This window comes from Actinomadura chibensis NBRC 106107 (genome assembly GCF_001552135.1).
Lineage (GTDB): Bacteria > Actinomycetota > Actinomycetes > Streptosporangiales > Streptosporangiaceae > Spirillospora > Spirillospora chibensis.
Genome location: NZ_BCQP01000071.1, coordinates 41,576 through 62,459 on the forward strand (window position 1 = coordinate 41,576; position 20,884 = coordinate 62,459).

A 20,884-nucleotide genomic window follows, 5' to 3' on the forward strand; every position below is an offset into this window, starting at 1 on the left:
CACCGGCCCAGATCAGAGGAGTGCATGACCATGTTCACCAAGACGGCCCGGCTCGCCGCCGCCCTGTCTATGACGGCCGCCGTCACCGTGACGGCAACAGGAACCGCCGCCGCTCAGAATTCCTGTCAGGACATCGGCAACGGGCAACTCTGCATGAACGTTGATCCCCCTGTCGAGGGGGAGGCGCTCGTCACCATAAAGTACATAAAGCACCGAGGGGAGCCGGTCACCGTACGGCTTTCCTGGTGGTACTACGCCGGTGAGACCTTCTCCGGCTCCTGGCAACCGGTCGCGGCGGGCGGCGAGGTGTCCTTCCAGAGCTGGGCAGTTCCCGAATGCGTCTACGGAAAAATGGAAATCCAAGGAGGCCCGACGTACTACCTGAACGCAAACCCGATCTGCCCAGGATAACGGCACCATTCACCCGACCCCTACCGAAGGTGCACCACAGCCGAATACTCGGCAAGCATTTCCTCAGTGCTGTGTGTTCATGGGGTGGGGTGTAGGGACTTTAGGAGGATGTCGTCCACGTTGGGGTCTCCTACGGTGACGCGCACGCCCTCTCCGGGGAAGGACCGGACGGACAGACCGGCCTTTGCGCAGGCGGCCGCTACGGATGCCGCCCGCGCCCCTATCGGGATCCACAGGAAGTTCGCCCGGCTCTGTGGGACGTCGGCCACGGTGCTGAGCTTCGCCGCAAGCTGTTCGCGTCTCGTGCGGACCGTCTGAACCACGGAGCGCAGATGGTCATCGTCGGCGAGTGCGGCTGTCGCGGCGGCCTCCGCTATCCGGCTCAGCGCGAAGGGAAGGGCGACTTTCTGGATCGTGCGGCAGATCTGGGGGGCCGCCAGGAGGTAGCCCGCGCGGAGACCGGCCAGCCCGTAGGCTTTGGAGAACGTCCTCAGCAAAGCGACGTTCGGCAGCGTCAGCAGACCGAGTGTGTCCGGGGCGTTCTCGTCGAACTCCCGATACGCCTCGTCGATGACGACGAGCACATCGGACGGAACCGAGCGGACGAGCCGTTCCACTTCGGCCGGATCCAGAATCGTGCCGGTCGGGTTGTTCGGATCGCAAATGATCAGCACGCGTGTGCGGCCTGTTATCGATCGGAGCATCGCGTCCACGTCGTGGCGTTGAAAGGCGTCCAGCGGGACGGCGACACTTCGCGCACCCGCGATCGTGACGACGATCGGGTATGCCTCGTAACTGCGCCAAGCGTGGACGACTTCTGTTCCCGCGCCGGTGTAGGCGAGGAGCAGGCGCTCCAGGAGCGCGAGCGATCCGGGTCCGACCGCGACGCGGTCCGGGGCGATGCCGACGTGGTCGGCGAGGGCCTCGATGAGCCCTTCTCCGCCGAGGCTCGGATAAAGGTGTGCCTTCGCCGCGGCGTCGGCCGCGGCGCGCACCGCCAGCGGGCTCGGCGGGATCGGCGCCTCGTTGGACGAGGCGCGCCACCGAATCGACGCGGAGGCCGCGCGCGAATAGCTCGGAAGGGAATCGACCAGGGGGCGCGGCACCGGCGAAGGGGAGGCCGAGGTTTCTCGTATCACGGGCGTCTCTCTACGGCCTCGCGGCCGGGGGATGAGCTCATAGGACAACCGGCTTAGGCCGACTCGGATGTGTCCGGCGGCTCAGGGCCTCGCTCGATCCGGCGGGCGAGCGCGATGGCGAACTCTCCCGCCTCCGCGCCGTCGATCACGCGGTGGTCGAAGGTGACCGTCAGGTTGGCGATGGTGCGGATCGTGATCGCACCCCCGCGCACCACCGGCCGGTCGACCGCCCGGTGCACGCCGACGATGGCGGTCTGCGGGGGGTTGACCAACGGTGTGGCGAGCACGCCGCCGCGCCTGCCGGGGCTGGTGACGGTGATGGTCGGGTCCGTGAGGTCGCGGCGGTCGAGTCGGCCCGAGCGCGCCCGGCGGGCGAGAGCGGTCACCTCCGCGGCGATCTCTTCGACGCTCTTGGCCGCGGGCTCGCGGACGACCGGCACCATCAGTCCTCGTTCGGTGTCGACGGCGACGCCGACGTCGCACCGGTCGAAGACGGTCAGGTGCGCCTCTTCCACATGGGCGTTGAACAGCGGGTGATCGGCGACGGCGCGGGCGACGGCGGCGACCGTCACCGCCAGGATCCGGTTCAGCGGCACGTCGGTGACGTCCATCTCCTCCACGACGTGCACACCGGGAATGGTGCGGTGCGACAGCGCCATCCGGTCGGCGATCATCCGGCGGACGCCGGTGATCGGCCGCCGGTCGGCACGCTGCGGCGTCTGGGCCGCGACGGTCCGTTCAGCCATCGGTCCCGGCCTTCCCCCGCGCGACGCTGAGCAGGGAGGCGTCGCTGAGCGTCCCACCGGACAGGGCGGCGAACCGCTCCTGGAGCTGATGGGGCGTCACGTCGGTGAGCGCGCCGTCCTGGAGATCCAGGACGACCTTCCCGGCGTGCATCATGACCAGCCGGTCGGCGTGGTGGAGGGCGTGGGCCATGTCATGCGTCACCATCAGCGTCGTGATCCGCTGCTCGCGGACGATCCGCTCGGTGGCCTCGTTCACCCGGGCCGCGCTGTTGGGGTCGAGCGCGGCGACGTGCTCGTCGAGCAGCATCAGCGCGGGGGAGCCGAGCGAGGCCATCGCGATCGCGATCGCCTGTCGCTGCCCGCCGGAGAGCGTCCCGGAGACGGCCGACAGCCGGTTCTCCAAGCCCATGCCGAGCGGACGCAGCGCCTCCGCCGCGATGTCGCGGACGGCGTTGCGCCGTGGCCTGCGCAGCCGGAAGCGTCCTCGCTTGCCCGCGAGCGCGATCGCGAAGTTCTCCTCGATGGTCAGCGTCGAGATCATGTTGTCCTGCGGGTTCTGCCGCACCCGCGAGATCCGCCGGACGCGCCGCCAACTGGGGGCGCCGGTCATCTCGTCGCCGCGGATGAGCACCCGTCCGCGGTCGGGCAGCACGTTGCCCGCGACCACGGACAGCATGGTCGACTTGCCGGCGCCGTTGGAGCCGATGACCGACACGATCGTCCCGGACGAGACCGTCAGGTCGACGCCGTCCAGGGCGGTGACCGGCTCGTCGCCCGCTCCTCGGAACTGCTTGTGCACCGACGCGATGACGAGGTCCGGGATCTCGGCCGCCGACCCGGCCGCCGACTCGGCCGACCCGGTCGACTCAGATGAAGCTCGCAACACGGTCCTCCTCGTAGAAGCGCGCCTGGGCGACGCGGCGGTCCCGGCGTCCGGCCGCGGTGGCGCTGCGCAGGGTCGCGCGGGCATGCGACCGGACGCCGATCATCGCGATGACAAGGCCGGCGGTGATGAGCTGGAGCAGGTTGGGGTTCAGGCCGAGTTGCAGGGCCCCGGCGACGGCGAACCGGTAGACGACCACCCCGACCACCAGCATGGCGACGGTGGGCCCGACGCGGGGGGAGCGGGTGAGGGTGAGCCCGACCATCATCGCGGCCAGCGCGATGACGATCACGCCGTTCTGGATGGTGACGTCCATGAACCCCTGGTTGTGCACGACCAGCCCGCCGGTGAGCGCGCCCAGCGCGTTCGCCACGGCCAGCCCGGCGGCCTGCCTGCGCTCGGTGCGGACCCCGAGGCCGCGGGCGGTCTGGATGTTCTGCCCGGCGGCGACCAGGGACAGCCCGTACTCGGTGCGCAGGAACCACAGGAACGCGACGGACAGGACCAGCGCCACCCCGCCGCCGGTGACGATGGTGGCGGTGCGGAAGCTCAGGTCGGTGCCGTCCGCCCAGCTGAACGCCGTCTTCGCCCCCGCCAGCGACAGGTTGCCCGAGCTCATCACGACCAGGCACACCGAGTACGCCGCCGTCGCCACGAGGATGCTGGCCAGCAGCACGTTCAGCCGCAGCAGCAGGTGCAGCGTCGCGGTGACCAGGCCGCAGGCGGCTCCGGCGGCCATGGCGGCGAGCAGGCCGACGACCGGATGGTGCCCGTGCACGGCGAGCACCGCGGCGACCGAGCCGCCGATCCCGAACGACCCCTGCAGGGTCAGGTCGGGCAGGCTCATGACCCCCATCGCCAGGTAGATCCCCAGCACCAGCGGGACATACAGGAGGCCCACCTGGACGGCGACCTCGAACAGATTCCACAACATTCCCGCACGCTCCCGGCGTCAGTGAGTGGTGACCGCGGACTTCTTGAGGCTCTCCGGCACCGTGATCCCCAGCGTGCCGAGCTTGGTGAGGTTGAGGTCGAGCCCGGCGGTCGGCGGGACGACCACGGGCGTGGTCGCGGGGTCCGCGCCGTCGAGGATCGCGCGCACGAGCCTGGCGACGTGCTCGCCCACGACCTTGTAGTCGTAGGTGGAGGACAGGACCCCGCCGGCCTCCACGACCTCGCTGGTGCCGCCGAACACGGGGATCTTGGCGCTGTCGGCGACCTTCATCAGCCCGCCGATCGCGCTCAGCGTCGTGGTGTCGCCGGGGATCTCGATGGCCTGCACCCGGTGGGCGAGCGACTCGGCGGCCTGGGTGACCTCCGAGCCGTTCGTGATCGTGGCCGGGATGTACCGGACGCCGAGCTTGCCGAGGTGCTCGCGGGCCTGGCGCGCCTGCGACTCGCCCGCCGGGTCGCCCAGCTTCCACACCAGCCCCACCGTGCGCAGATCCGGCATGAGCGTCCGCATCGCGTCGATGTCGGGCACCGGGTCGATCACGTCGGCGACGCCGGTGACGTTGCCGCCCGGCCTGCCCATCGAGTCGACCAGCTTGGCGTCGACGGGCGTGGACGAGGCCGCGAACACCACCGGGACGTCCTTGATCGCGGTCGACATGAGCTGCGCCGCCGCCGTGCCGACCGGGACGACGACGTCGCAGCCGTTGTTGAGGAACGTCTGGGCGAGCGTCTGCTCCGTCGCGGTGTCGGCGTTCGGGTTCTGCACGGTGATCTTGAGACCCTTGCCGGCCGCGTCCGCGAGCCCGCCGCGGATGCCCTTGACGAGCTCGTCGGTCACGGTGGCGGTGGCGTACTGGTCGACGCAGACGGACTTGCCGGCGTAGGCGCCGGAGCCCGAGCCGCCGCCGCAGGCGGTCAGGGTGAGGGACGCGGCCGCCAGCAGCAGGGCGCCGATCGGCATTGACGGTTTCACAGCGACTCCTTGGCTCGGCCCGGCGGTCCCGGGCGGACCGTGCGGCTCATCGGGCGACCTCGGCCTGGACGTCGCGCACGGCGCGGGCCAGCGCCGCGACCGTCTCGTCGACCTGGGCGCGGGTGAAGGTGTAGGGAGGGCACACGCCGAAGCGGTCGCCGAGGTGGCCGTCGACGTTGCCGCTGAAGGACGGGTTGATCAGCACACCCAGCTCCTGGGTACGGCGAGCGATCCGCTTGCTGACCCCGAGCGCGGGGTCGAAGGGGCGCCTGGTGTCGCGGTCGGCGACGATCTCGATGCCCTGCAGCATGCCGAGGCCCGACACCTCGCCGACGACGGGTTCGTCGCCGATCGCCTCCTCGATGCAGCGGCGCAGGTAGCCGCCCACCTCCGCGGCGTTGGCGACCAGGTCGTGGCGTTGGATGTGGTGCAGCACCGCGAGGCCCACCGCGCAGGAGAGCGGGTTGCCGCCGTAGGTGAACCCGTGCTCGAAGGCGCCGCTCCCGGTCCGCACCGCCTCGTGGATCGCGCCGGTGGTGATGACGGCGCCGAGCGGGGTGTAGCCGCTGCTGATCCCCTTTCCGCACGCGATCATGTCGGGGACCGTGTCCCAGTGCTCGATCCCGAAGTTGCGGCCCGTGCGGCCCATGCCGGTCAGCACTTCGTCCACGATGAGCAGGACGTCGTACTTGTCGCAGATCTCCCGCACCCGGGCGAAGTAGCCCGGGTCGGCGACCATTCCCATGGCCGCGGCTCCCACCACCGGCTCGGCGATGAAGGCGGCGACGTGTTCCGGGCCCTCGTTGAGGATGACCCGCTCGACGTCGTCGGCGCACCGCAGGGAGCACGCCGGGGCGTCCGCGCAGAACTGGCAGCGGTAGCGGTAGGGCGGCGCCGCGTGCGCGAAGGGCAGCAGCATCGGCGTGTACCCGACCCGGCGCAGCACGTGGCCGGTCGCCGAGAGGGCGCCGAGGGTGTTGCCGTGGTAGCTGCGCCACCTCCCGACCACCTTGTACTTCTCCGGCCGGCCGGTCTCGACGAAGTAGTGCCGGGCGAGCTTGATCGCGGTCTCGTTGGCCTCCGAGCCGCCCGAGACGAACCGGACGTAGTCCAGGCCGTCCGGCGCGAAGGCGGCGAGCTCGCGGGCCAGCGTCTCCTGCGCGTCGCTGGTGAAGCCGCCGCAGAACGCCACCGACCGGGCCTGCTCGGTCATCGCCTCGATGACCTCCTCGACGCCGTAGCCGATGCTGATCACGACGTTGCCTCCGGAGGAGGCGTCGAGGTACTGGTTGCCGTCGGTGTCCCACACGTGCACGCCCTTGGCGTGGCTCACCGTGGCGGGCAGGTTCACCAGGTCCCGGTGGAAGACCCGGGTGGCCGCGTCGGAACTCATGACTGGAATGCCTCCTGCGGGGTGGACGCCGCCGCCACGATCTGCTCCACGTCGGGGACGTAGGCCTTCTCCAGCGGTGCGCCGAACGGGACCGGCGTGGACGGTGGGGTGAGGAACTCGATGGTGAAGCCGGGCGCGCCCCCGGTGGCCCGGACGAGCCGGGAGCACAGCTCGGACGCCGGACCGGCGCCCGGCCACGACTCGTCGACGATGAGGAGCCGTCCGGTCCGCCGCGCCGACGCGAGGACCGTGTCGACGTCGAGGGGGACGATGGTGCGGAGGTCGACGACCTCGGCCGAGACCCCCCGCTCGGTCAGGGCGGTCGCGGCCCGCAGCGCGCGCCGCACCATCAGGCCGGACGCCGCGATGGTCAGGTCCGTCCCCGCGCTGGCGACCCGGGCCGCGCCGATCGGCACCCGGAGCGCGGTGTCGACCTCGCCGCGCCCCGCGTGCAGCAGGCTCATGTGCTCCAGGAACACCACCGGGTTGGCGTCCGCGATGGCCTCGGCCATCAGCGAGTACGCGTCCTGCGGGGTGGCCGGCGCCACCAGCTTGAGCCCCGGGAAGCCCATCAGCATTCCGACGCATCCCTCGGCGTGGCCGCGGTGCGGGCCCACGCCGTACTTCGCGCGCACGACGAGGGGCACCGTCACGCGTCCCCGCGTCCGGTAGGCGACGGAGGCGCCCTCCAAGCCCAGCGGCGTGACCGCCAGGGTGAGGAACTCCGCGAACATCAGGTCGACGACCGGCCGCGCGCCCGCCATCGCGGCGCCGACGCTCGTGCCCACCATCGCCGCCTCGGAGATCGGCGCGTCGATGATCCGGCCCGTGTCGCCGAAGCGCTCCCACAGCCCCTTGGCGGAGTTCATCGGCCCGCCGAACACGCCGACGTCCTGGCCGATGAGGTAGACGGACGGATCCCGCTCCATCGCGTCGGCGACGGCCCGCACGATCGCCTCGCTCATCGTCATCCGGGTCACGAGGCGGCCCCCCAGTCCTCGGCGTAGGCCGAGGCGGACACGGCGGTCACCGGCGGCGCCTCCTCCTTGGCTCGTTCCACCAGGTCCTTCATGCGGTCGGTCTCCCTTGCCAGCTCGTGTTCGGCGTCGTCGCGGGAGAAGCCGTCCCGCCGGGCCAGCTCGTCGGCGAAGCGGGTCAGCGGGTCGCGCGCCCGCCAGGCCGCGACCTCCTCGGCGGACCTGTACGCCTCCGGGTCGTTCAGGTAGTGGCCGCCGAGCCGGTAGGTCAGGGCGTGCAGCAGGGACGGGCCGCCGCCCCGGCGGGCGCGGTCGACGGCGCGGTCCCGCTCGTCGAGGACGGCGAGCACGTCGTTGCCGTCCACGTCGACGGCGGGGATGCCGAAGCCGGCCGCCCGCGCGGTCATGCTCCCGCCGGCGATCGCCCGCGACGCCCGCAGGGAGGTGGCGTACTGGTTGTTCTGGCAGATGAAGACGATCGGGAGGCTGAGCATCGCGGCGAGGTTCAGCGATTCCGACACGATGCCGGCGTTCGCGGTGCCGTCCCCGAAGCCGCACACCACGACGGCGTCGCCGCCGAGCCGGGACAGGTGCAGGGCGGCGCCGGTCGCGTAGGAGACGGTGGTGCCGAGCGAGCCCGAGAACATCCCGATCATGCGGTCTCCCGGCGTCGGGCAGATGTCGCCCCGCCAGTGACCACCCGATCGGCTCCCGGACGTGCCGAAGACGCCCGCGGCGACGACCGCGGGATCCTCGCCGCGCATCAGGCTCACCGCGCACGCGCCGCGGAAATGCGGGGCCACCGCGTCCTCGGCGTCCAGCCCGGCGAACCCGCCGACCACGACCGCCTCCTCGCCGCGGGCCTCGTGCCAGTGCGGGTTGTGCGCACACATCGCCTGGTCGAAGGCCCGCGCCCGGACCATGGCCCGCCACAGCTCGCGGCGTCCCTCGGCCGTCGTGGGATCGACCCGCCCCCGGCGCCCGGCGGCCGCTTCCGTCCGGTCCGGCGCCCCACGCTCCACGGCCGTCATCGGGACACCTCGATCTCGGCGATCACCTGGCCGAGCCTGACGACCTCCTCGGGCTGGACGAGCCGGCTGCGCAGCACTCCGGCCACCGGCGCGTCGATCTCAAGGTTGACCTTGTCGGTCATCACCTCGGCCAGCGGCTCGCCGGCCGCGACGTCGTCCCCGACGGCCTTGAGCCACTCGGAGAAGGTCGCTTCCTCGACGCCGTCGCCCAGCTCCTCGACGGTCACCTGAAACGCCATGCCGCAGACTCCCCTGCTATATTTGGTGCTACCAATCCCGTGATTGGTAGCACCAAATGTGTCCCAACTGCGGAGACGGTGTCAACCACTCGGGGGAAGATGATCCGACCGCGGCAGGGAGTACACTGCCGCCGACAGAAGGCGGCCGAACCGATGACAACAGACGAGGCCACGCAGGAATCGCTGGCCCAGGTCTTCGCCGAGGACCCGGTATCCGCGGCACTGGCGAAACTGGTGCGCGGGCTCTCCCCGGGGGACCGGCTGCCTCCCGAGCGCGACCTCGCCGCCCAGCTCAACATCAGCAGGACGGCCCTGCGTGACCGCCTCGGCGTCCTCGAAGGCCTCGGCATGCTGCGCCGCCGCACGGGCTCCGGCACCTACGTGGAGCAGCTCAAACCGGACGCGCTGGCGCTCGCCCTGAACCTCGCCATCAGCTCATCGCACCTGCCGATCTCACACCTGGAGTCGGTGCGCATCGCGCTGGAGCGGCAGGCCGCCCACGAGGCCGCGCGGCGCGCCGACCCCGTGCTGATCGCCTACATGCGCCGGGCGGTCGACACGATGGCGGCCACGGACGACCGCGCGGAGATCCTCGCCGCCGACCGGACCTTCCACCAGTCGCTCCTCCGGGCCGCCGGCAACCCGGCGCTCACCTTCTTCGCCGACGCGCTCTCCGACGTGCTGGCCCAGGACCTCGCGAACCGCAGCGACCGCTTCGACGCCTGCGGCTCCGACATCTCCAAACAGGTGCTGGTCGACCGGCACCTCGCCATCCACGACGCGATCACCAGCGGCAACGCCGCCGACGCGATGCGATCGGTCGACGACCATTTCAACGCCCTACCCCCGACCCTCTCCTGAACCAGGCGAAACCGAATCACCCGACCGAGCCCACCTGACGACCGCCAGCCGACCGACAATCCGAGCAGATATCACCGGCTGCGGCGATGCTGCGCCGGGGGTCTTTCCTCTCGCGGGCCCTCGCTCGTCTCTGCCAGGATTCGACGGTGGAGATGACCGACATCACGCGTGCGGTCGCGGCTGCGACTTCGGTCGCCGCTTCGCTCGACCTGCCGGTCAATGACGCGATCGTTCTCCACAACTCCAACAGGCTGGCGCTGCGGTTGACGCCGTGTGACGTCCTTGCCCGGGTCGCCTCCGGCGGGCATGAGGATGCACAGTTCGAGGTCGGGCTCGCTCAACGGCTCGCCCAGGTCGGGTGTCCGACGGGCCTCTTGGAACCTTCGGTGGGCCCACATGTGTACGCGCGCGATGGCTTCACAGTGACGCTGTGGACCTACTACGAACCCGTGACGCCGCACATCTCACCGGTCGACTACGCCAAGGCGTTGGAGCAGTTGCACGCCGGAATGCGCACGGTTGACGTGCCTAGCCCGCGGTTCACCGATCGAATCGCGGAGGCGGAAGGCATCGTCGCCAACCCGAGTCTTTCGCCGGAACTTGCCGACGCGGATCGCGTGTTCCTCGGCAGCAGACTCAGAAGCCTGCGACGGGCGGTCGAGGACCACGGCGCGGTGGAGCAGTTGCTTCACGGCGAGCCGCATCCGGGCAACGTGCTCGGCACGAAAAACGGCCCGTTGTTCATCGACCTTGAGACGTGCTGCCGCGGCCCCGTCGAATTCGATCTCGCCCACGTCGCCGAGGCCGTCTGCGAGCACTATCCGAATGTCGACCAAGGACTGCTGGACGAGTGCCGACAACTCGTTCTCGCGATGGTCGCAGCCTGGCGCTGGGAACTTGGCGACCAGCTTCCGAACGGGAGGCGATTCGGAGAGGAACTCCTGCGCTCGCTGCGCGAGGGTCCTCCCTGGCCGACACTCGACACGGTCACCAGGCGACTGGATGGCCTGTAGAAGACGTCGGCGCACAGCGTCATCGGTGGAGCACGGACGTCGCGGGGCATCCGTTGCCCCCTCTGCCGGAAGGCTGTAGCGGCGCGCAATGGATGCTGAAAGAGCAGCGGCCTGCCGTCGCGTGAGGGCAATGAAGCGGGTACGCGCGGGCGTGCGTCAGTGGCGGGTGTCGAGTTCTCGTTGCCAGAGGATGTCCGTCAGGCGTTCGACGCCCGCGGCCAAGTGACGGCGGTACGTCGTCATCGGGAGGCCGAGGAGTTCGGCCGCCAACTGCTGGGTTCCGGCGGGTCGCAGGTAGGTGTGGTGCAGTGCGCGGAAGGCCCGCCGGTCGCGGGGGGACGTCTCCAGAAGGGCGGCGCCTTCGTGGATCGCGTCGCGGAGGGCGGCTGAACGGTCGGTCCCGTTCGCGGGGTTCGCCAGGCCCGTCCGCAGGAGGGCGGAGTCGCGCAGGCCGTTCGCCCTGCCGAGGTCGCGCAGCGCGGTCCGGACGGCTTCGGCGAACTCCGGTCTTTCCAGGGGCGGTTCGCCCGGCGGTGACAGTGGTCTGGCCTCGCGGTCCGCCAGCCGTGACAGCCAGGCGAGTGGCGGCACGCTGCGCCAGTCGTGGCCGTACACGCCGTAGCGGTGGCCGCCGACCTCGACGTCGGCGGACGGAATCCGGTGGTAGTCCAGGTGGCCGCAGCCGTCCGCCCAGAAGTCCGGGTCGCGGAAGGTGATGAAGGTCCAGGCAAGGAAGGGCGTCGACAGGTACGCCTGGGATAACTGCAAGGTGATGAAGGTCTGGACGCGGGAGATGTCCTGGTAGGCGTCCCGGTCCATCCAGAAGCGGACGAGGCGGGCGGTCTCCGGCCCGCTCAGCCCGCCGCCGCGGTTCAGGTGCGCTGTGGCCTCGGCCGCGAGGGGGTCGGCTCTCCGGTCGCCGTCGTCCATCTCCTCGATCACCAGTTGGAGCGAGAAGCCGACCGGCGCGCCCTCCTCGTCGCGGACCACCAGGAAGCCCTGGGGCTGGCGCGCCGTCCAGTGGTCGAACAGGTCGGCGGACGCGGGCCCCTCATGCGTCACCACCCAGGATCGCAGTATCGGACGGTCGTTCTCGGTCGCCGTTGTCGCCTGCAAGGTGTCGGCGTCGGTTCCGCCCGGTCCCATCTTCCCCAGGAAGGGTTTCAGGACGGAGCTGTCGCGGTGCAGGTACGCGAAGTCCAGCAGCAGGTTCTGCTGCGCGGCGCCACCGGCCCGCTGGAACTGGGCGCGGTAGTAGGCGGCGGCCCTGCGCCGGACGGCCGCGTGGCCGTCGGGGTTGCGCCAGCGCGCCTCCGCGGCCAGGACCTCGCGGACGAGGTCGTGCGGATAGAGCCCGCGCGGGCCGTGCTCGATGATCGACAGGCCGCGGAGCCAGTCGAACAGCGGGGCGGCGGCGGGCCGGTCGAGCATGGCGGCCAGCAGCGGTTCGGTCAGCCCGAGGACCTGGGCGCAGGCTTCCAGCCCCGCCCGGTGGTCGGGGGACGGGACGGTGTCCACGAAGCTTCTGAGCAGGGCCGCGATGACGTCGGGCGTGGTCGGCGCGACGGGGGAGCGGCGCTGGACGCGGGCGTCGGCCACCAGGGCCAGCGCGAGGGGGTGGCCCCGGGTGAAGGCGAGCGCGGTGTCGCTGTCGGCGTCGGGGAATCCGCGCGCGGCCAGCATCCGGCGCCCATCGGCCGGGTCGAGGTTGTCCAGCGGCATGGTCTGCAGCAGCTCCCGCCAGCCGGGGTCCGTGCGCCAACCTAGCGACGGCCGCTCCCGTCCAGACAGGACGGCCAGCGCGTCGTCCGGCAACCGGGGGATCAGCTCCTCGCGCAGCCAGCGGTCCAGCGGCGCGAGCGCCTCCAGGGTGTCGATGAGAAGCAGCAGGTCTGAAACTTCTCCGATCGCGGTGAGGGGGTCCTCGTCCGGTCCGCCGCAGATCTGGGCGCCGAGGGCGGCGACCACGGCGGACGCCACCGGGGCGAGTTCCCGGCCGTCCAGCCACACGCTGCGGCGGCCCTGCCGTTCGCCCAGCCATCCGAACTGGTGCAGCAACGCCGTCTTGCCCACGCCGCCGGGCCCGTGGACGAACACCACGCGTGGGGCGTCCTCGTTCTCCAGGGACGACCGGAACCGCGCGAGTTCGTCCTGCCGTCCGACGAAGCCACGGCGGCGGGCGGTGGCGAGCCGGTCGGCGAGTCGCTGGGCCATGCGCGGTCCCCCCTTGACCACGACACCGGGACATCGCCCATCTTTCCGGCATCCCGCCTTACCCGGCAGGGAGGTCAGCCTCACTGCGGCGCGGGCCCGCCCGGGTGGACGGGCCCGCGCGGCATGCTCAGACCGTGTTGATGACGATGAGGTTCAGACGCACGTTGGACGTGCCGTTGTTCTTAGCGCACGCGGTGTAGTCGCCCTCTCCCTGCCAGTTGTACCAGCCCTCCTGTGTCTGCGCCCCCCAGGACGTCACCGGACCGGGCGAGCCGGAGCCCGTCACCACCGTGCCGCTCTGGCCGATGATCTTGAACTTCAGGCCGGGCGCGTTGGCGCTGCCCGAGGCGCTCACCGAGCTGACGGCGTGCGCCGCCACGCACGCCTCGTCGCCCGGGCGCAGCGTGGTGTTGGAGATCGAACCGCCGCCGGCGAACGCCGCGGTCGGCACGGCCAGCGCGGCCAGCGTGGCCGCGCCCGCCAGCGCCAGCCCGGTGGCGGCGCGGCGCCCCCGCCGCCTCGGCCGGTCCTGGGTCTCGGTCTTGGTCATCGCTCCAGCCCCTTCCGTGATCCCCGCCAGGTCCGCCCGGCGGGGCGGCGGCCGTCCGCCCCAAGGCGTCCGGCCCGCCGTCCGATGCCAGGAAGGTACGGACGGACGCCGTCCACATCGCAGACCGTTCACCCGCCGCTTTCCATCCGATTCGCAACCACCACCCCCCGCCCACCCGACGACGGAGCGACCAGCCCGGGACGAGCGAAAGCGGACGTCCGCTGAGGAACGCGACGCCGACGCAGCGGAAAGCACGGGCCGCTCGGCGCCGCCGCGACCCATTTGCGGGACGCAGTGGCGATCTACCAGCGCCTCGGAGCCCTCGAAACAGACCAAGCCACCACACCGCGACGACGCGGAATCGGCAGCACCCTGAACACCACAACGATCGCTGCCATCCCCACGGACCCGATGCAGGCAGCCCCACTGCGATGAGTGCACCCGCCCAGCGTTGGCAGCACGACGCGGTTGTCCCACGCGCACACCGCCCGCATCGCAGCGAGATGGTCGCCCGGCGGCGGGCTTGGCGCGGGTGTGGTCAGGATGGGCGGTGGGTGGCTCCGATTTCGGAGGCGGTCAGCAGTTTTCCTGCCGCGACCTGCTTGTTCTGCTTTCGGTCGGTGAGGACGAAGGAGGTGTCGGAGTTGATGGTGATGTCCAGGACGGCTCCGTCTTGGAAGTCCCAGTCGCGTTTGGCGGGGAATCCCTCGATCTTCACCGTGCCGTTCTGGCCGGTGACGGAGCGGGTGAAGTACATGGCCTTGTCGCCGATTTCCAGCGCGGCGTCCTGATCGGTTCCCGAGCGGTAATGGATGGTGTGCGGCTGGTCGGATCTGTTGGTGATCTCGCCGAAGGACCACTTGGGCTCGTCCTGCGGACCGGGGACGGGAGGCGTCTGCGGGGGAATGGGAACGGTGGGCGGTGGGCCCGCCGCCAGGCGAACCGTGATCCGAGGGCACCTTGACCCTGCGGGGGGCCACTCAGGAAGCCAGGCGAACACCGGCGCGTAGCGGCGGCCGGGCGATGACGGCGTCAAGCTGGGCCGCCCACATCAGATGGCGGCGGACGGCGCGCGCCACCACGGCAGCGCGCTCGTCCGCGCTGTCGTGCGTCTCGCTCAGCGCGCGGGCATCTGCGGAGGCCGGTTCGGGCATCCGCGACTGGCCCATCCGGGTCCGAACTGCACCAGGTGCACGTCACTGAGCCGCGCCAGAACGGTGTCGACGGAGGTGTCGTCGGCGTAGACGGCGATGGTCTCCTCCTCGGTGTGGAACCCGGCGCCCGTCGGTGTGGAGCCGGGCGTCGTCGAGTTGCTCGTGACGTCGGGATCGGGGGGTGCGCGTGCGGGTCGGGCGGGTGAGCCGGGCGGCGAGTTCACCGACCGGGCGGTCCGGTCGGGGGGCAGGTCACCCAGATCGCCGGTGAGCGCGGTGCCGAGACCGTTCTTGTGCACCGCGGCACCGATGGCGAAGACAGCGGCGTTCGGCAATATCGCGGCCAGACCTTAGCCGACCGTCCACCGCAGGAACTCGGTCTGCACCCGCCTGTCGAGCGCCTCCTGGGCAGCGGTCAGGGATTCGAATGGGGTCACGTGGTGGAGGAACTCGCGGCGCTTCGGGCAGCCGCCGGGCATCGGCCGTCCGCAAACGAGATCCGGGCAGCAGAGTCGGCAACCCTAAATTGCGCCGACTACTGACCCCAGCCTGGACGAAGGCTCGCTGCTGATCGAATCCGGCCTGGTGAACCCCGACGGGCCCTACTGCGACGAAGCCCACGCGCTTTAAGCGTTGACTAGGCCGCCAAGGTCTTTTGAATCAAACCTGGTATCGGCAGGCGCGCGAGGTACCCCGAGTCTTGGGCCTGCGACCGACAGCGGTCGAGGACGTTCGGCCCAGCCACGGCCTTAGCCGCTCGGAAGCGCATGTCTGTCGTCCCGGGGGGTCGGGACCTTTGGCCGGGGTCGCGGGGCGGGGCCGCGGCCTAGCGTCGAAGTGGACATCCGAAGCGGATTCAGGAGGGAGCGTCCCATGTTGTCCCCGATCATCGTGGGCATCGACGGTTCGGCGCATGCGTGGCGGGCTTTGGACTGGGCCGCCGACTATGCCGTCCGGCATCGCCTTCCCTTGCGTCTCGTGCATGGGTCGCGCGCGCTGGTGGCGGACGGGACGATCCCCGACGACGCCCTGCGCCGGTTGATCGCCGAGCGGGAGGACCTGCTCGCCGAGGCCCGACAGTACGCGCTGAAGCTCCACCCCGGCCTCGATGTGGAAACGCGGCTGGTGACGAAGGACCCGGGGCGAGCACTGGTGGCAGAGAGCGCGGAAGCGGAGCTGGTGGCAGTGGGATCGCGCGGGCTGGGCGGCTTCGAAGGGCTGCTGTTCGGCTCCGTCGGCCTCTACACGGCCGCGCATGCGCTGTGTCCGATCATGGTGGTCTCCCGTTCCGCTCCCCATCCCGCTGACGCGCCCGCTGAGATCGTGATCGGGATCGAAGGGCGGCCCGAGGAGAGGGCGTTCGTCGAGTGGGCCGTCGAGGAGGCGTCCTCCAGAGGCGCCAGGGTTCTCGCGCTGCACGCGGTGGGCGGGGAGTTCGGCTCCCCCCACCGGCGGGTGATCGAGGACATGGAGTTGTCGGAGGCACTGGCCGGGATAGGGGAGCGGTATCCGGACGTCCCCGTCGACCAACTGGTGTCCGACCGGGCACCGTCCCATGCGCTGGTGGAGGCGTCGAAGAACGCGGCCTTGGTCGTGGTCGGCGCGCGTCGCGGGCGTGGCCTGCCCGGCATGGCGCTGGGGCGGGTGAACCACGCGATCCTGCACCACGCGCACTGCCCGGCGGTGGTCGTCCCCACCCACGAATGATCTTCACGCCCGCGGCGGACGGCCGCCGCGGGCCGGCCGAGGAGGAGTTGACCATGACCGATCCGATCATTGTGGGGGCCGACGGCTCCGGCCCGTCCGAGCGGGCCGTGGCCTGGGCCGCCGATGAGGCGGCCCGGTTCGGGCGCGAACTGGGGATCGTGCACGTGGTGGAGAGGTGGGGCTTCGACGTCCCGCTGAACAGGGCGCCCGGCGAGGTGGCCTCGCTGTCCCGGGAAGGGGGCGAGGTGCTGGCGGGCGCCGAGCGCGTCGCGCACGACCGGCGGCCGGAGGTGCCGGTGAGCGTGGACCTGGTGTCCGGACGTACCGTCCGCGTCCTGGCGGAAAGGTCGGAGCGGGCGTTGGAACTGGTCGTGGGGCACCGCGGCCTCGGCGGATTCGCCGGTCTCCTGCTCGGGTCGGTCGGGCTCGGCGCCGTCCGGCACGCCGCATGCCCCGTCGTCGTGGTGCGCGGGGAACCGGCCGACGATCGCCGGGAGATCGCCGTGGGCATCGGCCTCGGCGACGACTCCGCCGCCCTGGATTACGCGTTCCGGGCCGCGGAGGCCCGGCGGGCAAGGCTCCGCGTCGTCCACGCCTGGCCCTTCCCTCAGGCCCTGGACGAAGCGGGTGCGGGCGCTGACCTGCGGCGTATCGAGGAGCGGGCTAGGTGGCGGGTGATAGAGGCGCACGCGCCCATGCGCCGACGCTTCCCCGGCGTCGACGTGGTCGAGGACATCGTGCAGGACAATCCCGCCGCCGCGCTGGTCGCCGCGTCCCGCGACGTCGATCTGGTGATCGCGGGCTCGCAGGCCCGCGAGGGCCTGGCTGTGCCGCGCGCCCGCGCGGTGACCCACGCCCTCGTCCACCACGCGCACTGCCCGGTCGCCATCGTCCCCACGCCCGGCGAACCCGCACCGTGAGCGCGGCACTCCGGTGTAGGCGTTGTCGTCCAGGCCGGGGGCATTGTGGGCGATCGCGAGCCCGACGTGCCACTGCAGGTGGGTGTGGTCGGGCAGTCGGCGTCTCGAACGCGGGTTGAGGTGGACGCGCTGGGTCTCCTCACAGCCGTCCCCCGCCCCCGGACGGCGCAAAGGACCTTCGCCTCTCCAAATACCGGCCCTGGCCTGCTGACACTTGTAACAAGGCGGCATTTCGGGGAAGGAGGTCCGTCGATGGTCGCACTCCCGAGGGCCCAGCGGCCCAACATCCTTCTCGGCTATGACGGAACCGAGGAGAACGACGTCGCGCTGTCCTGGGCGGTCGAAGAGGCCCGGCTGCGCGGGCTCGACCTGACGATCTGTCATTGCTGGCACTGGCCGTACCCGGAGGGGCACGTGGACCCGTCCGTCAAGGCGATCGTGCAGCGTGCGGGGGAGAACCTGCTGCGCAAGGGCGCGCGGCGGGCCGTCGACCTGGGCGCGCCGGGGAAGGTGCACACGCTGCTGAGGCGGGAACCGGTGTGCGAGACCCTGGTGTGCGAGTCCGACGACGCGGAGCTGATCGTGGTCGGCTCGCACGAGCGGCACCGGCTGCCCGCCGGGTCGACGGCGGTGGAGTTGCCCGCGCTCACGCACCGTCCGGTGATCGCCGTCCGGCGGTCGGACGGGCCGCGGGGGCTCGTCGTGGTCGGGGTCGATGGGTCCGAGGGCGCGGACGCGGCGGTCGGCTTCGCGATCGAGGAGGCCGCGCTGCGCGAATGCGATCTGCGCGTGGTCTACGGGGCGTGGGAGCCCGGTGCCGTGCCGGACTGGGAACTGCCCCTCTTCACCGACAGGGACAAGCTGTTCCAGGCACGGGCGGCCAAGCTCGAAGAGGCCGTCCACCCCTGGCGTCAGCGCTACCCGAAGGTCGATGTGGAGGTCTCGCTGCTGTTGGAGCGTCCCAGGGAAGCTCTCCTGGGCGCGGCGGCCGACGCCGACCTGCTGGTGGTGGGAGACCGCGGCACCGGCGGCGTGGACCCGCTGCTTCTGGGCGCGACCAGCTCGGCCATGCTGCATCACGCTCCGTGTACGGTCGCGATCGTCCCGCCGCTCCGGTACGCCGCCTGAGACCGCGCCCGGAAGGTGCGTGGGGAGGCGGTCAGTCAGGGCCCATCCGGCCTCGGCTCGGGTGGCCGGGAGGTTGCGGGAGCACCGGCTCGACCCGGTACAGGGACGGCATGCCCGAGGTGCGCGGCGTGATCTCGCGCTGCATACCGGCGAGGGCGGCTATCAGGTCGCGGGCGGTGACCAGGCCGACCAGGGCACCGTGTTCGTCGGTCACGGGCGCGTAGTCGGTGCCCGCGTCCAGCATCGCTCGGGCGGCCTCGGATACGGCTGCCTGCGGGCGCACCGTGGCGGGGCGCCGGTCTGGGAGAAGGGTGGTCACGGGACGCCGGGCGTCGCGGGGTGCGATGGCGTTCCAGGCGGCCGTGAGTGTCTGGGCGTCGACGACTCCGAGGAAGCCGCCCTGGACGTCGGCGACCGGCAGGTGGTGAACCTCGGCCTTGCACATCAGCTCCCAGGCCATGAGCACCGACTCGTCCTCGGCGATGGTGAGCAGGTCGCGGGACATCAGTTCGGCGACGGCGCGCCGCTCCAGCGGCTCGGTCATGGTCCCCCCTCCCCGGGCGTGTGCTGCCCATATGGGTTCATGCTCCCCACTTGCGGCGCCTTCAGGCGGGGGGTGAACGTTCCGTCCGGGAACGTCGAAGTTCCGCGTCAGCGCGCGGACGGGACCATGTGTCGCGGCGGCCGGTGCCGTCGTCACCGCAGCTTCGCGAGCCGCTCGTCGTACTCCTCTGCCCGGCGCTGGGTCGCGGCGCGGGCCTGTGTGCCGACTGCTGCGGTCTCAGCCCGACCTTTCCGTGGAATTCGAGCGGTCGGCTTTGAGTTGGGCGGCGAGGGCGGCGGCCTGGGTGCGGCGGCTCATGCCGAGTTTGGCGAAGATGTTGGAGATGTAGTTCTTGACGGTTTTTTCGGCGAGGAAGAGGCGTTCGCCGATCTGGCGGTTGGTGAGTCCTTCGCCGATGAGTTCGAGGATGTGGCGTTCTTGTTCGGTGAGGCCTTTCAGGGGGTCGTTCTTGTCTTGGCGGGTGCGGATGCGTTCGAGCATGCGGGCGGTGCTGCGCGGGTCGAGCAGGGATTGGCCGGTGGCGACGGTGCGGACGGCGCCGACGAGGTCGGAGCCGTGGATCTGTTTGAGGACGTAGCCGGCGGCGCCTGCCATGACGGCTTCGAAGAGGGCGTCTTCGTCGTCGAAGGAGGTGAGCATGAGGCACGCGAGGTCGGGCATCTGGGAGCGGACCTCGCGGCAGACGGTGACGCCGTCGCCGTCGGGGAGGCGGACGTCCAGGACGGCGACGTCGGGGCGGGCGGCGGGGATGCGGGCGATGGCCTCGGCGGCGGTGCCGGCTTCGCCGACGATGTCGATGTCGTCCTCGGCGGACAGCAGTGCGGCCACGCCGCGGCGGACGACCTCGTGGTCGTCCATCAAGAACACTCGGATTGTTTCCGCATTGTGTGGCGTTTGCCCGCTCATGGCGTTCGATTCCCTCGGCTCAGTGGTGACGTGTCCGACGCTACCCTCCCCGGTGGTCGGGGCCTTGGCATGGTGCCCACAGTGCAAGCGGCCCGACGTTCCGAGTCCTTACCCATCGGCATTTCGTAGGTGATACTGGCGATGTGGCTGAGGAATCCGGCACCGGTCGGGAGCGGGCGCGGCTGATCCTGCCGCAGTTGCAACTGGACGATTTGCTGACCGAGTTGCAGGCGCGGTTGGAGGCGGCGCGGTCGACGCGTGATCGTGTGCATGCGCTGCTGGAGGCTGTTGTCTCGGTGGGCAGTGAGCTCGATTTGGAGTCGGTGTTGCGGCGGATCACCGAGGCCGCGATCACGCTGGTGGACGCGCGGTATGGCGCGTTGGGGGTGATCGGTGAGGAGGGGGAGCGGCTGGTCCAGTTCGTCACGGTCGGTGTCGGTGAGGAGGAGATCGAGGCGATCGGGCATTGGCCGGAAGGCCACGGGATCCTCGGGCTGCTGATCCGCGAGCCGCATCCGCTGCGGTTGCCGGATCTGGGCGAGCACCCTGCCTCCAGTGGTTTTCCGGCGAATCATCCGCCGATGCGGTCGTTCCTGGGTGTTCCGATTCGGGTGCGGGACGAGGTGTTCGGGAACCTGTATCTGACCGAGAAGGCGGGTGGCGGCGAGTTCGACCAGGAGGACGAGGTCGTGGTGACCGCGCTGGCGACGGCGGCGGGGGTGGCGATCGAGAACGCGCGGTTGTATGAGGAGACGCGTCGGCGGGAGCGGTGGCTTGAGGCGTCGGGGGAGATCTCCACGGCGCTGCTGTCGGGCACGGACCCGCACGAGGTGACCGCGCTGGTCGCGCAACGCGCCAGAGAGATCGCCGACGCCGACCTCGCGACGGTGGCGCTCGTTGAGGAGGGCGCCGATCATTTCGTGGTGGAGTCCGCGCACGGCGAAGGCGCCGAGGAGCTTGAGGGGTTGCGGGTGCGGCTTGACCATTCGGTCGCCGGTCCGGTCTTTTCTGAGGGTGTCGCGCTGCGGTTGGCCGATGGGAGCAAGGCGGCGCAGGAGGCGAAGGTCCCGGTGCATGTACCGATCGGGCCGCTGCTGGTGGTGCCGCTCGGGCTGGGCTC

The 20,884-nt window shown here is 71.0% G+C and carries 22 protein-coding genes; 7 read left to right on the forward strand and 15 right to left on the reverse strand.

The window, feature by feature from the left end; translation table 11 throughout:
* Nucleotides 1-24 precede the first annotated feature (24 nt).
* On the forward strand, nt 25-411 hold the full coding sequence (locus ACH01S_RS35840) for a hypothetical protein (protein WP_067902758.1): 387 nt from the start codon (nt 25-27) through the stop codon (nt 409-411).
* A gap of 77 nt (nt 412-488) precedes the next feature.
* Here the strand turns inward: ACH01S_RS35840 and ACH01S_RS35845 are convergent, their stop codons facing one another.
* The 9 genes from ACH01S_RS35845 to ACH01S_RS35885 all read right to left on the reverse strand — a co-directional run bounded on the left by ACH01S_RS35845 (nt 489) and on the right by ACH01S_RS35885 (nt 8,746).
* Nucleotides 489-1,517, reverse strand: a complete 1,029-nt coding sequence (locus ACH01S_RS35845) for a histidinol-phosphate transaminase (protein ID WP_218010522.1) — start codon at nt 1,515-1,517, stop codon at nt 489-491.
* 86 nt (nt 1,518-1,603) lie between these two features.
* Nucleotides 1,604-2,296: a 2-oxo acid dehydrogenase subunit E2 gene (locus tag ACH01S_RS35850; RefSeq protein ID WP_067902761.1), complete on the reverse strand. Its 693-nt coding sequence runs from the start codon at nt 2,294-2,296 to the stop codon at nt 1,604-1,606.
* The gene (locus ACH01S_RS35855; RefSeq protein WP_169809417.1) at nt 2,289-3,179 is read right to left on the reverse strand and encodes an ABC transporter ATP-binding protein; all 891 of its coding nucleotides are present in this window, start codon (nt 3,177-3,179) and stop codon (nt 2,289-2,291) included. Before ACH01S_RS35855 ends, ACH01S_RS35850 begins: the two co-directional genes overlap by 8 nt.
* Entirely contained in the window at nt 3,163-4,113 is a 951-nt protein-coding gene (locus ACH01S_RS35860) for an ABC transporter permease (protein WP_067902765.1), read from the reverse strand. The genes ACH01S_RS35855 and ACH01S_RS35860 overlap by 17 nt, the downstream gene beginning before the upstream one ends.
* An 18-nt stretch (nt 4,114-4,131) precedes the next feature.
* A complete protein-coding gene (locus ACH01S_RS35865; protein ID WP_148344463.1) occupies nt 4,132-5,106 on the reverse strand; it encodes an ABC transporter substrate-binding protein in 975 nt (324 codons plus the stop codon).
* Nucleotides 5,107-5,152: 46 nt separating this feature from the next.
* Nucleotides 5,153-6,499 (reverse strand): aminotransferase family protein, encoded by a 1,347-nt coding sequence (locus tag ACH01S_RS35870; RefSeq protein ID WP_067902774.1) that lies wholly within the window; start codon nt 6,497-6,499, stop codon nt 5,153-5,155.
* On the reverse strand, nt 6,496-7,464 hold the full coding sequence (locus tag ACH01S_RS35875; protein WP_218010523.1) for an alpha-ketoacid dehydrogenase subunit beta: 969 nt from the start codon (nt 7,462-7,464) through the stop codon (nt 6,496-6,498). Before ACH01S_RS35875 ends, ACH01S_RS35870 begins: the two co-directional genes overlap by 4 nt.
* An 11-nt stretch (nt 7,465-7,475) precedes the next feature.
* Nucleotides 7,476-8,507, reverse strand: a complete 1,032-nt coding sequence (locus ACH01S_RS35880) for a thiamine pyrophosphate-dependent dehydrogenase E1 component subunit alpha (protein WP_067902783.1) — start codon at nt 8,505-8,507, stop codon at nt 7,476-7,478.
* Complete coding sequence (locus tag ACH01S_RS35885) at nt 8,504-8,746, reverse strand: biotin/lipoyl-containing protein (RefSeq protein ID WP_067902786.1); 243 nt, start codon at nt 8,744-8,746, stop codon at nt 8,504-8,506. Before ACH01S_RS35885 ends, ACH01S_RS35880 begins: the two co-directional genes overlap by 4 nt.
* Before the next feature lie 153 nt (nt 8,747-8,899).
* On the opposite strand from ACH01S_RS35885, the gene ACH01S_RS35890 reads away from it, so the two are divergent.
* Nucleotides 8,900-9,607, forward strand: coding sequence for a FadR/GntR family transcriptional regulator (locus ACH01S_RS35890; RefSeq protein WP_067902790.1), 708 nt, complete (start codon nt 8,900-8,902; stop codon nt 9,605-9,607).
* 152 nt (nt 9,608-9,759) lie between these two features.
* Nucleotides 9,760-10,620, forward strand: coding sequence for a phosphotransferase family protein (locus ACH01S_RS35895; RefSeq protein WP_067902834.1), 861 nt, complete (start codon nt 9,760-9,762; stop codon nt 10,618-10,620).
* A gap of 156 nt (nt 10,621-10,776) precedes the next feature.
* On the opposite strand, the gene ACH01S_RS35900 is transcribed toward ACH01S_RS35895, so the two are convergent.
* From ACH01S_RS35900 to ACH01S_RS35915, 4 genes are all read right to left on the reverse strand, one after another.
* On the reverse strand, nt 10,777-12,834 hold the full coding sequence (locus tag ACH01S_RS35900; RefSeq protein WP_067902794.1) for an ATP-binding protein: 2,058 nt from the start codon (nt 12,832-12,834) through the stop codon (nt 10,777-10,779).
* Nucleotides 12,835-12,961: 127 nt separating this feature from the next.
* Nucleotides 12,962-13,384, reverse strand: a complete 423-nt coding sequence (locus tag ACH01S_RS35905; protein ID WP_067902801.1) for a hypothetical protein — start codon at nt 13,382-13,384, stop codon at nt 12,962-12,964.
* Between the two features lie 538 nt (nt 13,385-13,922).
* Nucleotides 13,923-14,420: a hypothetical protein gene (locus ACH01S_RS44090; protein ID WP_148344465.1), complete on the reverse strand. Its 498-nt coding sequence runs from the start codon at nt 14,418-14,420 to the stop codon at nt 13,923-13,925.
* 81 nt (nt 14,421-14,501) lie between these two features.
* Complete coding sequence (locus ACH01S_RS35915) at nt 14,502-14,837, reverse strand: hypothetical protein (protein ID WP_148344466.1); 336 nt, start codon at nt 14,835-14,837, stop codon at nt 14,502-14,504.
* Nucleotides 14,838-15,411: 574 nt separating this feature from the next.
* Between ACH01S_RS35915 and ACH01S_RS35920 the strand changes: the two genes are divergently transcribed.
* The 3 genes from ACH01S_RS35920 (at nt 15,412) to ACH01S_RS35930 (ending at nt 18,293) form a co-directional block, all read left to right on the forward strand.
* Nucleotides 15,412-16,245 (forward strand): universal stress protein, encoded by an 834-nt coding sequence (locus ACH01S_RS35920; protein ID WP_067902810.1) that lies wholly within the window; start codon nt 15,412-15,414, stop codon nt 16,243-16,245.
* Between the two features lie 53 nt (nt 16,246-16,298).
* The gene (locus tag ACH01S_RS35925) at nt 16,299-17,165 is read left to right on the forward strand and encodes a universal stress protein (RefSeq protein ID WP_067902837.1); all 867 of its coding nucleotides are present in this window, start codon (nt 16,299-16,301) and stop codon (nt 17,163-17,165) included.
* Between the two features lie 252 nt (nt 17,166-17,417).
* Nucleotides 17,418-18,293, forward strand: a complete 876-nt coding sequence (locus ACH01S_RS35930) for a universal stress protein (RefSeq protein WP_067902813.1) — start codon at nt 17,418-17,420, stop codon at nt 18,291-18,293.
* Nucleotides 18,294-18,324: 31 nt separating this feature from the next.
* On the opposite strand, the gene ACH01S_RS35935 is transcribed toward ACH01S_RS35930, so the two are convergent.
* Both ACH01S_RS35935 and ACH01S_RS35940 read right to left on the reverse strand, forming a co-directional pair.
* Entirely contained in the window at nt 18,325-18,837 is a 513-nt protein-coding gene (locus ACH01S_RS35935; protein ID WP_067902816.1) for a CBS domain-containing protein, read from the reverse strand.
* 237 nt (nt 18,838-19,074) lie between these two features.
* Entirely contained in the window at nt 19,075-19,716 is a 642-nt protein-coding gene (locus ACH01S_RS35940; RefSeq protein ID WP_370671598.1) for a response regulator transcription factor, read from the reverse strand.
* 191 nt (nt 19,717-19,907) lie between these two features.
* Between ACH01S_RS35940 and ACH01S_RS35945 the strand changes: the two genes are divergently transcribed.
* Nucleotides 19,908-20,884: GAF domain-containing protein (locus ACH01S_RS35945; protein ID WP_157406350.1), on the forward strand; the 977-nt coding region annotated here is incomplete at its 3' end.

What these genes read in the sequence shown, in the direction of transcription:
- ACH01S_RS35840 (WP_067902758.1), top strand. Translation starts at nt 25, where the DNA reads ATGACCATGTTCACCAAGACGGCCCGGCTCGCCGCCGCCCTGTCTATG.
- ACH01S_RS35850 (WP_067902761.1), bottom strand. Translation starts at nt 2,296, where the DNA reads ATGGCTGAACGGACCGTCGCGGCCCAGACGCCGCAGCGTGCCGACCGG.
- ACH01S_RS35860 (WP_067902765.1), bottom strand. Translation starts at nt 4,113, where the DNA reads ATGTTGTGGAATCTGTTCGAGGTCGCCGTCCAGGTGGGCCTCCTGTAT.
- ACH01S_RS35870 (WP_067902774.1), bottom strand. Translation starts at nt 6,499, where the DNA reads ATGAGTTCCGACGCGGCCACCCGGGTCTTCCACCGGGACCTGGTGAAC.
- ACH01S_RS35875 (WP_218010523.1), bottom strand. Translation starts at nt 7,464, where the DNA reads ATGAGCGAGGCGATCGTGCGGGCCGTCGCCGACGCGATGGAGCGGGAT.
- ACH01S_RS35880 (WP_067902783.1), bottom strand. Translation starts at nt 8,507, where the DNA reads ATGACGGCCGTGGAGCGTGGGGCGCCGGACCGGACGGAAGCGGCCGCC.
- ACH01S_RS35885 (WP_067902786.1), bottom strand. Translation starts at nt 8,746, where the DNA reads ATGGCGTTTCAGGTGACCGTCGAGGAGCTGGGCGACGGCGTCGAGGAA.
- ACH01S_RS35890 (WP_067902790.1), top strand. Translation starts at nt 8,900, where the DNA reads ATGACAACAGACGAGGCCACGCAGGAATCGCTGGCCCAGGTCTTCGCC.
- ACH01S_RS35895 (WP_067902834.1), top strand. Translation starts at nt 9,760, where the DNA reads ATGACCGACATCACGCGTGCGGTCGCGGCTGCGACTTCGGTCGCCGCT.
- ACH01S_RS35900 (WP_067902794.1), bottom strand. Translation starts at nt 12,834, where the DNA reads ATGGCCCAGCGACTCGCCGACCGGCTCGCCACCGCCCGCCGCCGTGGC.
- ACH01S_RS35905 (WP_067902801.1), bottom strand. Translation starts at nt 13,384, where the DNA reads ATGACCAAGACCGAGACCCAGGACCGGCCGAGGCGGCGGGGGCGCCGC.
- ACH01S_RS35920 (WP_067902810.1), top strand. Translation starts at nt 15,412, where the DNA reads ATGTTGTCCCCGATCATCGTGGGCATCGACGGTTCGGCGCATGCGTGG.
- ACH01S_RS35925 (WP_067902837.1), top strand. Translation starts at nt 16,299, where the DNA reads ATGACCGATCCGATCATTGTGGGGGCCGACGGCTCCGGCCCGTCCGAG.
- ACH01S_RS35930 (WP_067902813.1), top strand. Translation starts at nt 17,418, where the DNA reads ATGGTCGCACTCCCGAGGGCCCAGCGGCCCAACATCCTTCTCGGCTAT.
- ACH01S_RS35935 (WP_067902816.1), bottom strand. Translation starts at nt 18,837, where the DNA reads ATGACCGAGCCGCTGGAGCGGCGCGCCGTCGCCGAACTGATGTCCCGC.
- ACH01S_RS35940 (WP_370671598.1), bottom strand. Translation starts at nt 19,716, where the DNA reads ATGGACGACCACGAGGTCGTCCGCCGCGGCGTGGCCGCACTGCTGTCC.